This is a genomic window from Lichenicoccus sp., from assembly GCF_965277665.1.
Lineage (GTDB): Bacteria > Pseudomonadota > Alphaproteobacteria > Acetobacterales > Acetobacteraceae > Lichenicoccus.
The window spans coordinates 1661999-1674199 of sequence record NZ_OZ255835.1; the positions used below are offsets into that span (position 1 = coordinate 1661999).

The 12201-nt window shown below is 64.8% G+C and carries 12 protein-coding genes; 10 read left to right on the forward strand and 2 right to left on the reverse strand.

Annotation, left to right across the window (positions count from 1 at the left end; genetic code table 11):
• Nucleotides 1-184 precede the first annotated feature (184 nt).
• Nucleotides 185-1129, forward strand: coding sequence for a VOC family protein (locus ACQY4O_RS07595; protein ID WP_428375582.1), 945 nt, complete (start codon nt 185-187; stop codon nt 1127-1129).
• Nucleotides 1126-1506, forward strand: coding sequence for a hypothetical protein (locus tag ACQY4O_RS07600; RefSeq protein WP_428375583.1), 381 nt, complete (start codon nt 1126-1128; stop codon nt 1504-1506). The genes ACQY4O_RS07595 and ACQY4O_RS07600 overlap by 4 nt, the downstream gene beginning before the upstream one ends.
• 9 nt (nt 1507-1515) lie before the next feature.
• Here ACQY4O_RS07600 and ACQY4O_RS07605 read toward each other — a convergent pair whose 3' ends face one another.
• Nucleotides 1516-2337 carry a DeoR/GlpR family DNA-binding transcription regulator gene (locus ACQY4O_RS07605; protein ID WP_428375584.1) on the reverse strand — a complete coding sequence of 274 codons (822 nt, stop codon included), beginning with the start codon at nt 2335-2337 and terminating at the stop codon, nt 1516-1518.
• A gap of 194 nt (nt 2338-2531) precedes the next feature.
• Here ACQY4O_RS07605 and ACQY4O_RS07610 point away from each other — a divergent pair, with 194 nt between their 5' ends.
• The 6 genes from ACQY4O_RS07610 to ACQY4O_RS07635 all read left to right on the forward strand — a co-directional run bounded on the left by ACQY4O_RS07610 (nt 2532) and on the right by ACQY4O_RS07635 (nt 10092).
• Nucleotides 2532-4298, forward strand: coding sequence for a glycerol-3-phosphate dehydrogenase/oxidase (locus tag ACQY4O_RS07610; protein WP_428375585.1), 1767 nt, complete (start codon nt 2532-2534; stop codon nt 4296-4298).
• Nucleotides 4299-4300: 2 nt separating this feature from the next.
• Nucleotides 4301-5830 carry an FGGY-family carbohydrate kinase gene (locus tag ACQY4O_RS07615; RefSeq protein WP_428375586.1) on the forward strand — a complete coding sequence of 510 codons (1530 nt, stop codon included), beginning with the start codon at nt 4301-4303 and terminating at the stop codon, nt 5828-5830.
• Nucleotides 5831-5919: 89 nt separating this feature from the next.
• The gene (locus ACQY4O_RS07620) at nt 5920-7155 is read left to right on the forward strand and encodes an extracellular solute-binding protein (protein ID WP_428375587.1); all 1236 of its coding nucleotides are present in this window, start codon (nt 5920-5922) and stop codon (nt 7153-7155) included.
• Between the two features lie 47 nt (nt 7156-7202).
• Entirely contained in the window at nt 7203-8138 is a 936-nt protein-coding gene (locus tag ACQY4O_RS07625) for a carbohydrate ABC transporter permease (RefSeq protein WP_428375588.1), read from the forward strand.
• Nucleotides 8129-8947 carry a carbohydrate ABC transporter permease gene (locus ACQY4O_RS07630; protein WP_428375589.1) on the forward strand — a complete coding sequence of 273 codons (819 nt, stop codon included), beginning with the start codon at nt 8129-8131 and terminating at the stop codon, nt 8945-8947. Before ACQY4O_RS07625 ends, ACQY4O_RS07630 begins: the two co-directional genes overlap by 10 nt.
• A gap of 26 nt (nt 8948-8973) precedes the next feature.
• The gene (locus ACQY4O_RS07635; protein ID WP_428375590.1) at nt 8974-10092 is read left to right on the forward strand and encodes an ABC transporter ATP-binding protein; all 1119 of its coding nucleotides are present in this window, start codon (nt 8974-8976) and stop codon (nt 10090-10092) included.
• Nucleotides 10093-10550: 458 nt separating this feature from the next.
• Here ACQY4O_RS07635 and ACQY4O_RS07640 read toward each other — a convergent pair whose 3' ends face one another.
• Nucleotides 10551-11102, reverse strand: coding sequence for a hypothetical protein (locus ACQY4O_RS07640; RefSeq protein WP_428375591.1), 552 nt, complete (start codon nt 11100-11102; stop codon nt 10551-10553).
• Nucleotides 11103-11327: 225 nt separating this feature from the next.
• Between ACQY4O_RS07640 and ACQY4O_RS07645 the strand changes: the two genes are divergently transcribed.
• Together ACQY4O_RS07645 and ACQY4O_RS07650 are read left to right on the forward strand one after the other, a co-directional pair.
• Nucleotides 11328-11687 (forward strand): hypothetical protein, encoded by a 360-nt coding sequence (locus ACQY4O_RS07645; protein WP_428375592.1) that lies wholly within the window; start codon nt 11328-11330, stop codon nt 11685-11687.
• A gap of 100 nt (nt 11688-11787) precedes the next feature.
• Nucleotides 11788-12186: a FixH family protein gene (locus ACQY4O_RS07650; RefSeq protein WP_428375593.1), complete on the forward strand. Its 399-nt coding sequence runs from the start codon at nt 11788-11790 to the stop codon at nt 12184-12186.
• Nucleotides 12187-12201: the final 15 nt, after the last annotated feature.

Here is a 12201-nt window from a genome sequence, read left to right on the forward strand (position 1 = left end):
AGCTTTCACCCATCGGTAGATCATTCGGCAACAGACCTAATTAACGATTTGTTTACGATCAAGGTAATTCGCAAGACGTAACAATCTGGCGCTCCCGCCGGTCTTCCGGCAACCGGAACGGGCTTGCAACGTAAGGTGCAGGCCGATCGGGCTGCGTCGATCGCTCGTCTTCATGGAGGCTTTGGTGCCTGAACGACCACTGCACGCCAGGCGGCGTCACACACGACAGGCGATCGTCTCGGCCTGTGTGCTGCTTTCCGGACTGGCCGGTCTCTCCGGCCGGGAGGCCCTGGCCGCGCCGCCGACCTTGCCGCCGCTGCTGCAGCCATCCACCACGGAGCGGCACCCGGGCAAGGTCATCCTCGATCAGCTGGTCACGCCGGACCTTGCGACCGCCGAGCGGTTCTATGGTGGCCTGTTCGGCTGGACATTCCGGGCGCTGCCCGATGCGAAGGTTCCCTACGCGACCGCGTGGCTCCGCGACCGGGCGGTCGCGGGCCTCTATCAGCGCAGCGTCCAGTCCGGCGAGCATGGCCAGTCGGCCTGGCTGACCTTCTTCTCGGCGACGGATGTCGATGCGGTCAAGGCACTGGCCATCCAGCATGGCGCGCATGTGCTGTTCGGGCCGCGGACGATCCCCGATCGCGGGCGCGAGGCGGTGTTGCAGGATCCGCAAGGTGCGGTGTTCGCCGTCCTCGCCTCGGCCAGCGGCGACCCGCCGGACCAGGCCGCCGGGGTCGGGGACTGGATCTGGCGCTCGCTGATCACGCCTGATCCTGACAACGACGCCGCGTTCTACCAGACGCTGCTCGGCGACGACGTCTATGACGTGACCGCGGCGGCGGCGGATCCGAGGCATCTGATCCTGGCTGCAGGCGGCTATGCACGGGCCAGCGTCAACGCCCTGCCGTCGAGCCGTCCCGGTGCCCATCCGCGCTGGCTGAACTACATCCGGGTCGATGACGTCGCGGCGACGTCGGCAAAGGCCGCCTCGCTAGGCGGCCGCATCCTGGTGCAACCACGGCTCGACCATAGCGGCACCCGCATCGCCGTCATCGCCGACCCGCTCGGCGCGCCATTGGGGCTGATGGAATGGTCCGACACCGGCAGCCAGGCGGATGCGAAATGAGAACCCTGCTCCTGCGTTCCTGTGCGGCGCTCGCGCTGGGCGGTTTCGGGCTGCTGGCGTCGGGCTGCGTGGCCCCCGGTTATGGCGGCTACGATGTCGGCGGCGGCTACTATGAAGGCTCCGGCGGCGACTATGGCTGGGGTCCGGGCCTCGCGATCGGCCCCTACGGCGGCGGCGGTTACTATCGCGGCGGCGGTTCCCGCGCGTGGCATGGCCCAAGCGGCGGCGGTCGCGGCGTCCCGTCGCTTCCCGGCGGCCGTGGCGGCGGCGGCCGTCCCGGCGGGGGCGGAGGCTCCCGCGGCGGCGGCGGTCACGGGGGTGGCGGCGGTCATGGCGGCGGCGGTCATGGCGGCGGCGGCGGCGGTCACGGCCGCTAGCCCAGCAGTCTAACGCACCCGGTGAGGCTCCGAGCCGGTCCGACAAGTTACGACCGTGACCTTCAGCGCGCTCCCCTCGAACGGTTGCAGGTGCCTGGGTGCCACGCCGTCATCGGTGATGATCTCGTCGAGTTGCGTGATTTCGCCGATGGTGCAGAACGATGGCAGCCGGAACTTCGAGCTGTCCGCCAGCAGGACGGTGCGGCGGCTGCAGCGGATCATCGTTTGCTTCGCCACGGCGCCTTCCACTGACGCTTCGGTCAGCACGGTGCCGGTGATGGAATGCGTGCCGAGCAGGCAGAGATCGGCGTGGATGCTCTCGAGGAAGAGCTCGCCGGGTGCCCCGAACAAGGTGCCTGTTCCGGCCCGGACCGTGCCGCCGGGCACCACGACGCGGATGTTCGAGCTCGGCGCGCAGAGCGTTGCGATCGGCAGGCTGTTGGTGACCACCGTCAGGCGGAGCTTGCGTTCGACCACGATCCGCATCGCCTCGAGTACAGTCGTGCTGCTGTCGCAGAGCACGCTGATGCCCGTCTCGAAACGCTGAGCCGCGACGAGGCCGATCGCCTGCTTCTGCTTCAGGGCGAGCTGAGCGTTGAGCGCGCTTTCCGTCTCGAAGGTGGCGGGTTCGACCCGCCGCAACAGAACGCCGCCATGCGTCCGCTCCAGATAGCCTGCCTCGGTCAGCTGGTCGAGGTCGCGCCGGATCGTCGACAGGGAGGTCTGCAGATCCTCCGCCAGTTCGTGGATCGATGCCGAACCGCGCTCGCGGACCAGATCGAGCAGTCTTGCCCTGCGCTGCGCTGGCAGGAGGTCAGGACGGGTCGCCATTGGTTTCGACATGCCTGCAAGCCCTGGATGATAGAGTCTGATCGTAAGCGGCGTTTTATGGTTGATCTGTGAGACCTTCTGGCGCAGCTTAGGTCGTCGGGTGCCTGTGGATCAAATGCCGGTGCTCACAAGGAAACCGTCCGGACCGGTCGGCGAGCCAGCATCCAAGCAGCCGCCCGACATGTGGAATTGCCATGGTGAACACCCCGCCCCAGCGTGACGACGCCGTACGTCGGGCCTCCGCCCTCGGCGAGGTCGATGTGCTGATCGTCGGCGCCGGCGTCAACGGCGCGGGGACCTTCCGGGATCTTTGCCTCAACGGGATCACCTGCCTTCTCGTGGATGCCGAGGATTTCGGCGCCGGCGCCACGGGCGCGTCGACCCGGATCGCCCATGGCGGATTGCGCTATCTTGAAAACGGCGAGTTCCGCCTGGTTGCTGAGGCAACGCGGGAGCGGAACCGCCTGTTGCGGACCGCGCCGCACTATGTCGCGCCGCTCCTGATTACGATCCCGTCCTTCTCGCATCTGGGTGGGCTCACACCCGCTTTCGGCAAGCTCTTCGGCCTGCAGCGACCCATGCGCTCCCGCGGCCTGGTTCTGATCAGGATCGGCCTGACGATCTACGACTGGCTTGGCCGTTCGGAGCGCGCCTTGCCACGGCACAAAATGACCGGCGGCCGCGGCGTTCGTCGCCTCTTGCCAAGGTTGCATCCTGCCCTGAGCGGGATCGCCTCCTACTACGACGCTCGCATCAGCCATCCCGAACGCCTGGTCTTCGAACTCGTCGCGGACGGTCTCGCGGCCAACCCGGCATCCGTGGCTATCAATCATTGTCGCGTCCAGGGAGCAGCCGGCGACAGTGTCTCCATCCGTGATGAGGAGACCGAAGCTGTCTTCGGGATCAGGCCAAAACTGGTGGTGAATGCCGCCGGCGCCTGGATCGACGGCGTGAACACGGCGCTGGGTTCATCCGCCCGCTTGATTGCCGGGACCAAAGGCTCGCACATCATGATCGACAACCCGGAGTTGCGGGACGCCCTCGGTGGGCGCTGCTTCTCCTATGATGATGGCAGCGGCCGGATGTGCGTCGCGTATGCCATCGGCCGTCTGGTGCTGCTCGGGAGCAGCGACATCCGGGTGGACGATCCGCGGCAGGCCGTCTGCGATGAAGCGGAGGTCGCCTATTTCCTGGCGAGCATCCGCCTGATCTTCCCGACCATCGCGGTTGATCACACGCAGATACGCTACCGCTTTTGCGGGGTCCGCCCGCTCCCCGTTGCCGACGTCAAGGACACCGTCAACATCAGCCGCGACCATTCGATCCGCAGGCTTGATCCGCAACCTGGCCGGCCGTTCCCGGTGCTTTGCCTTATTGGCGGCAAGTGGACGACGTTCCGCGCGTTCGCGGAACAAGCGGCCGATCGCGTCCTGAGCGAACTTGGAATTCCCCGCCGGCAGTCGACGCGCACTCTCGCAATAGGCGGCGGTCGCGGTTTCCCGCTCCGGGACGAAGACCGCAAGCGATGGATCGCCGACGCTTCGGCGGACACGGACATCGCTGACGAGCGGATGGAAACTCTGCTGGTGCGCTACGGAACAACAGCACGTTCGATCGCCGCCTTCTGCGCGGAGGTACCGGATGCACCGCTCCGCGCGGCGCCGGAATACTCCATCCGGGAGATGCTGTATCTGATCCGGTTCGAGATGGTGCGAACCCTGGAGGACCTCATCTACCGCCGCACGACCCTGGCGCTGAACGGTCGGCTGACGTTCGACCTGATGATCGAGATTGCCGGTATCATTGTCGAGGAGCGAGCCCCGACGAACGACCGGATGGCCACAATCGCTGAGGTGCTGCGGCTGCCGGTCCTGCGCCTTCGACGCGAGAACGGGATCGATTTCGGCCTGGACCTGCAACATCTCGCTGGCGCTGCGGCCTCTCCCGCGGCGGTAGCCTGATCATGCCGGACGGCCTCGATGACAAGGTCTTCATCGGCGTCGATATCGGCGGCTCGGTGGTAAAGGCTGCTGCATTCGACGCACGGGGGTTCGAGGTTACCTGTTGCAGCCGTCGGATAGCCAGCACGCATCCGATGCCGGGCCGCAATGAGCGAGATCCGGAGGCGATGTGGCAGGCGGCCGCTGCAGCCTTGCGGCAGGTTGTCGCAATACTGCCCGGCGGTCCCGGAAGCGTCGCCTCGCTATGCTGTGCAGGTCACGGCAATGGCCTCTATCTTCTGGACGAGAGGCTGCAAGCGCTGGGGAGCGGTATTGTCTCGTCCGATACGCGGGCGTCCTCGCTGCTGTCCGAATTTGAAATGCATCCGCATGCCGCGTCTGTCACCCGGCGTCGCGGACAGCGCTTCGGCATCGCCGAACCCTCCCTGCTGATGACATGGATGGACCGGCACGAACCAGATCTGGTGCGTCGGGCTGCCTTCCTCGTCATGTGCAAGGACTACGTGCGACTTCGGCTCACCGGCCGCATCGAGACTGACCTCTGCGACGCTTCCGGTGCCGCGTTGGTCAATATCGCCGATCATGGCTACGACGAGGAGAACTTCCATAGGCTCGGCCTGTCCCACTGGCTGCCCAAGCTTCCGCCACTTCGCCTGAGCACCGACCTATGCGGAGGCGTCAGCGCTGCCGCTGCCGCGCAGACCGGGCTTCTGGAGGGGACGCCAGTAGCGGCGGGCATGATGGACCTCGAGGCCGTGACCCTCGGTTCCGGTGTCCTGGACACGGCCCATCTCGTGATGTCGGCCGGAACCTGGAATATCGACATGCAGGTGACGGAACATCCGTGCCTGGACCCGTTGCCGCTCATGCAGTCGCTGTGCCGCAACGGCACTCGCTATCTCCTGGCGGAGGGAAGCCCGACGGGTGCCGCCAACCTAAGCTGGCTGCTCGGCGATATCCTTGAGATGTCCGATCCGCATTGGCCGGAGATCAACAGGTTGGTGTCTTCGTTGTCGGCCGCCGACTCGCAGCTGGTTCATCTCCCCTGCATCAACGGCAGCGCCGGTGCCGAGCAAGGTGGTTTCCTGGGCATTACCGGCCATGTCGGTCGCGCCCACCTCCTGCGTGCCATCTACGAAAGCAACGCCTTCATGCACCGGTTTCATGCCGGGCAAATCCGGTCGGTGACGGGTCAGCCTTTTGCATGCGGGCGGCTGTCAGGAGGAGTCACGCGAAGCGACGTCTGGTCGCAGATGTTCGCTGATGTCCTTGGCCTTCGAATCGAGGTGAGCGACAGCACCGAAATCGGCGCCCTGGGTTGCGCCGTCTGCGCCGCTACGGCGGTCGGTCATCATGCCGAACTGGAGATCGCCGTCGACGCCATGACGCGCGTGGCTCGCTCCTTCGAGCCAGATGCATCGGTCGGCCGCATCTATCAGCAGAAGTACGAGGTATTCCTGGAAATGCGAAAGGCCTTGCGACCGCATTGGGGTTCATTTGAGCAACGGGTCCAGCCAGCAGCTCCAGCTTAAACAACAAGACCGGGAGGATATTCGAAATGAAAACAAGAACTGCCGAGAGCCTGCTGTCTCTGATACTTGCCGGCGCAGGTGCGGCGCTGGTGGCCGGAACGCACCCCGCCTACGCCGACGGCGACACCTGCGTCGGCAAGGTTCCGGCGATCCATGTTTTGTCGGAGCCGATCCCCTCGACCAACTACATGAACAGCGTCCGCGGCGAGTTCGAGAAGCAGTGGCAAACCAGCGTCAGCTTCCAGAACTTCGGCGAGAACGACCGCCGGTCCAAGTCACGGCTGGATGCGTCGCAGGGCAGCGGCGCCTATCAGGTCTATGTCGTCGACGAGGCCAATGTGGCAGAATTCGCAACCAACAAATGGATCCTGCCGCTCGACAATAGCGTCATGCCGAAAGGCTGGGACTGGGATGACTTCCTGGCAGGCCGGCGCTCGGTTGCAACCTTCGACGGCAAGCCCTATTTCGCGCCGTTCGAGGGAGGCGGCGACGTAATGATGTATCGCAAGGACATCCTCGCGGCCAAGGGCATGCAGCCGCCGACAAACCTGGACGAGTACGTCAAGGACGTTGCGTTGCTGAACGACCCGGGCAAGGGCATCTATGGAACCTCTCTGCGCGGACGACGCGGATCCGGCATGAATGTCTGGCGCTGGACGCCGTTCTTCCGCGCCGATGGCGGCCAGTGGGTGGTTGACGGAAAGCCGGCCTTCAACTCCAAGGCCGGCGTCAGGGCGACCCAGACCTACATGGAACTGATGAAGTACACGCCACCCGGGTCGGCGACGAACACCTGGAGCGAGGTGATCGAGGGCTTCCGTTCGGGACGCGTGGCGATGATCATCGAGAGCGACGTTTTCGGGCCGTGGGCGGAAGACCCCCAGAAGTCGAGCATCGTCGGGAAGGTCGGCTACGCACCGCCACCTGCACCCCTGCCGTCCGCAGGCTTCGCCCACGGCCTGGCGATTGCCGCCAAGGGCAACCCGACCGAATGCTCGAAGATCGTCTCGGGCGCCTTCATTGCCTGGGCCACCGGGCGGAAGAACGAGATGGGGCGCATCAAGGCGGGGATCCTGAGCGACTACGGGCGCAAGAGCACGCTTGACAGCGCCGAATACCGCGCAAAGGTCAACCCTGAATACGTCCAGGCCCTGTTGAAGACGGCGCCCACGACATCCCTGCTGATCTGGAACAGCCCGAACTGGCCACGCTTCGGCGATGAGCTCGGCCTGGCACTGGAGGGGGTCTTCACCGGCCAGCAGACCGACATCAAGCAGACGCTCGACGGAACCGCGCAGGACCTCACGGAGCTGACCAGCCCGTAGGAGATTACGGCGATGAACGCCAGCCTGGTCGACCGGCGGCCATCGGGATGAATTCTGCATCCCCACCCGAGGTGACACGCGCCCCTGGGGCCATGGTCGGGCGCCGGCACCGCTACCTCCAGCAGCGGCGCTTTGCCTTGCTGGCGGCCTCCCCGGCTTTCATGGTTCTGGCCCTGCTGTCGATCCCGCCGACGGTCGGGGCGCTGGTCCTGTCCTTGCGGAACATGTCCCTCGAGCGCCCGACCAGCCACTGGGTCGGGTTCGCGAACTTCGTACGGATGTGGGGCGACCGGCGCCTGTGGAACGCGCTCGAGATCACGCTGCTTTGGGAGCTGATCACGGTGGCCGGGACCATGCTCGTGGCGGTCCTGGCCGGGATCGCCTTGTATGAGCGGGTGCGCGGACGCGCGCGCGATGCGCTCAGCGTCGCCTTCCTGCTGCCGATCCTGTTGCCGCGCATCTCGGCCGGCCTGATCTGGCGATTCATGTATTCGCCGCTCATGGGGATCATGAACTACCCGATGAGCCTGCTCGGGATGCGCCCGGTGGCCTTCCTGTCGGAGCCCCACGTGGCGCTCTACGCGGTAGCGGCGGTGGATGTCTGGCAATGGGGTCTGTTCTTCGCCGTCATCGTGCTGAAGTCTCTTCAGACGCTGCCGCGCAGCCCCATCGAGGCAGCCTATCTCGACCATGCCTCGGTCTGGCAGATACACTGGTTTATCAGCCTGCCGGCCCTGCGTGGCACGATCATCACGATGCTCTTCGTAAAGGGCGTGGAGAGCCTGAGGTCGTTCGACCTGATCTACACCATGACTGCCGGCGGTCCTGGCGTCGCGACAGAGACCCTCGATCTGTATGCCTACCAGGTCGGCATCGGTATATCGGGGCGGCTCTCCTACGCGGCGGCGATGAGCGTGTTGCTGACGATCGTGACGACGATCATCTTTTCCATCGTCTGGAAGAGGACACGTCGATGGAGCTGAAGCGAACGCGCGCGGAGATCCTGCTGGTCGCGATACCGCTGTTCATCGTGGCACTCTTTCCGGTTGCCTGGGCGTTCCTGAGCTCCTTCAAGTCGCTCAAGGACATCGTCTCGCCGGTGCCGGTGCTGCTGTTCCGGCCAACGCTGCAGAACTACCTGGACGTCATCGCGACACCAGCCGTGCAGATGGGAATCCTGAACAGTATCATTGCCGTGGGCGGCTCGGTCGCGATCGGCACGCTCCTCGGCTGGCCGGCAGCCTACGCGCTTGCGCGCCTCTCGGGACGTGCGAAGAACGAATTGCTGTTCTATGTCCTTTCGATCCGCTTCATGCCGCCGGTCGCGATCGCGATCCCGTTCATGGCCATCTATCTCGGCCTCGGGCTCAACGACACCCATCTGGCGCTGATCCTCACCTACAGCCTGGTGACGATCTCCACCATTGTCTGGATGTCGATCCCGGCTTTCGAGAATGTGCCACGCGAGACCGAGGAGGCGGCCGAGCTGGATGGCTATGGACCGTTTGCCGTGTTCTGGAAGATCGCCCTGCCAATAGCTTCCCCGTCGCTGATCGGCGGCGTGCTGTTCACCTTCGTGGTGATCTGGAACGAACTTCTCATAGCCCTGGTCCTGACGGCGCAGAACGTCACTCTTCCCGTCGTGGCGTCGAGTTTCAGCACGCTTGGCATGGAGGTCCCGTGGGGCGTGATCAACGCCTCGGCCATTCTGCTGTGCCTGCCGCCCCTGCTGTTCATCGGGCTTCTGACACGCTTCCTGAACCGGTTCTTCCAGCCGAGGACCGCGCTCTAGAGCAGCCTGCAAACGATGAGCGGATCATGCTCCAGCACTCCGAACGAAAGACTGTCATGGCGGAAATAGTCCTTGAGCGCTTTTCCAAGAGCTATGGCTCGGTCGAGGTCCTGCATGAGTTTGACCTGACGGTCGGCAAGGGCGAGTTCGTCGCGCTGCTGGGACCATCCGGATGCGGAAAGTCGACCTTGCTGCGCATGATCGCCGGCCTGGAGGACATCACGAGCGGCACGCTCTACATCGACGGCGCGCCCATGAACGACAGGCCGGCGCGGGATCGGGACATCGCCATGGTGTTCCAGAACTACGCCCTGTACCCCCATATGACCATCTACAACAACATGGCGTTCGGGCTGCGTCGCCTGGGCCTGGCTCGCGAGGAAATCGATCGCCGCATAACCCGGGCGGCTTCGATGCTCGGGCTTGATCCGCTGCTTGCCCGCCTGCCGAAGCAGCTCTCCGGCGGCCAGCAGCAACGCGTTGCAATGGGCCGCGCGCTCGTCAAGACACCGAAGGTGTTCCTGTTCGACGAGCCGTTGTCCAACCTGGATGCGAAGCTCCGCGATCAGCTCAGGATCGAAATCAAGAAGCTGCACAAGCTCATCAAGACCACGACAGTCTTCGTGACACATGACCAGCTGGAGGCGATGACGCTTGCCGACAAGGTCGTGGTGATGAAGGACGGCCGCGTAGAGCAGGTCGGATCACCGACGCAGGTCTATAACGAGCCGCGCAGCGTCTTTGTGTCACGCTTCATCGGGTCGCCTGCGATCAATCTCCTTCCGGTGCGTGTCGTGAACGACGGTGCCCGGGTTCGCCTGGAAGGTGATGGCTTTGTGGTCCGGCTGCCGCAACGGCCGCATGCAGGCTTGAGACCCGACCAGGAGGTGCTTCTCGGCATACGGCCGCGCGATGTTCGTATCGCAGATCCTTTGTCCGCTGACGGGATCTGCGCTCGCTTCGTTCTGTCTGAGACGATGGGCCCCGAGACGCTGGTCCAGATCAAGGTCGGCGACCAGGAAATCTCCATGCTGGTCGACGAAAGCCAGGCTCCCGAGCTGTCCGAGTCCATGCAGATCATGTTCCGCCCTGACCGGCTGCATCTGTTCGATCGTCTCACCGAACTTCGCCTAGCAGGGTGCTGAAAAACCCGAGAACGATGCAGTCGCTATGAAACCAAAGCAGGCCAAGGGCTTCGCCCCTGGACCCCATCAAAGGCTCGCCTTTGAAATCTTTGACTTTAAAGAATCGGGGTGTGGGGCCACAGCGGGACCAGGGCAGATCCCCGGCGTCGGTTTCTCGGCATCCTGCTAGAGCAAGATCGGCTCTGACAGAGCCGATTAACCGGTGGTCACCTTCGAAACCGGCAAGTCGCCAAGGTGCGGATGGACATAGGTGTCAAGGGTCGCCGTCCATTGGCCTGAAAGCTTAGCGTTTCGCCAGCCGGCCCGTAGGCCCTCAGGTCGCCTTCCGCAACCGACCTGAGCGTCACTGTCCTGACGGCATCCTGCCGAGCCCGCGCTTTTGCTGCCTCGATACCCGCCTTCTGCCGCTCGAGCGGATCGTTGCCCGCCGCGCCGGGCGCCTCGATCGCGGTGACCAGCTACTCGGCCAGATTGGCGAAGCCGGCCCTGGTTGCGCAGGCCCGGAACAGGCTCAGGACCTTCGTGCTGCCGGCGAGCGCGATCATTCGCTCTGACGCGCCGCTTTGGTCGAGATTGACGCGCGACGCCTTGCCCATGGCGTCCAGCAGCGCGATCAGGTCCGTGGGCTCGATCTGATCGGCTCGCAGCGTGGTCGCTCCATCCGTCTCCATCTCGAAGCTCTGCGCCAGCGGGCCGACCTTCAGGGTCATCGGATAGATAACGCCCGGCGCAAGTGACCACGACGGATCGTCGATACGAAGCTGCAGAGCGCTCCTGTTCGCGGTGAGAGTGAGGCGCTGGCGGTCATCCGTCGCCACGCAGAGCATGGTCCGACCCTGGTCATCCAGAAGCCGGCCGGCGGTCCAGCCGCCGACCTGGCCATCGATGGCTGATTTGTACTCGCCCTGCTCGCGCTGGAAGTCCTGACCTGGAACCAGGGGCACGGCGTAGGCAGCACGGCATGTGAGGCCGGCGAGCAGGCCGGCGGTCAAGATGAGGTGGCGCGGCATCGGTGGCTCCGAAGGGTCAGACCGTACATCATGCCGGTCCCGCTACCGAACGCCAGCCGGCGGCGCGCTGCCGCGCACTTACGGGCCGTAGATGGCCGTGCAGGAAATGTTCAGCGCGGTCAGGCCGCCCACCTTTGAAAGAGGGGGATCGCCAGCAGCAGGCGTTTGCAAACAGCCTCTGAGCCACCTTTGCCGCAAGCCGCTACGATGCTATCTATCAACTCCATGGTCCACAGACTGCGCCAGCTTCTGCTCGTGCTGATCGCGTTCGCCTTCATCGGCGGCACGTCGTCCCAGCTCGTGCGCTCGGCGGCGTATGCCGCGCCGATGGCGATGGCAGGCATGCCCTGCGACAAGACGATGTCGCATGCTGGGATGCCGAACGAGAAGCCCATGCCGCCATGCAAGGGCATGACGCCAGACTGCATCAAGCAAATGGGCTGTGTCACCGATGCCGCCTTGCCTGCGCGGGCGGTGAGCCTCGACATCGCTGTACGCGGCAGCGACGTCGATTACTGGTCGGCCTGGTCCAAGCTGGCCGACTTCGTGCGCGAACCCGAGCCCCTTCCGCCCCGAACAGTCTGAGTTCAACCGGCGCGCACCCGAGGTGCGCCCAGTCGAAACAGGTTGTTCACTGCCCGCGATGCATGTTGCGTGCATCAGCGGGTCACGAAGGGTATTTTCGATGACTTGTACACGTCTTTTCGCGAGCGCCGCGGCGCTCGTCTGCGCTTGCGCGCTCAACACCCTGCCGGCCTTCGCCAAGGCCGATGACTATCGTTTCGAGCTGGTCGGCAAACCGCAAGCCAAGGCCAGCCGCGACATCGTGCAGGTCCGCCTCGTCCACGCTCCCGACAGCAAGCCCGTACCCGATGCGGTGATCTTCGAAAGCGCTGCCGACATGGGGCCGATGGGGATGCCGACGATGACGGCCCCCGTGCAGGCGATGCCGGCGAAGGCCGGGGTTTACGGCTTCGAGGTCGAGCCGGGCATGACCGGCACCTGGGCGCTGCATCTGGCGGCCAAGGTGCAAGGCGAACCGGAGACGGTTCGGGGCACGATTACCGCCGACCTGGTGAAGTGACGTGACCGCCCGTTG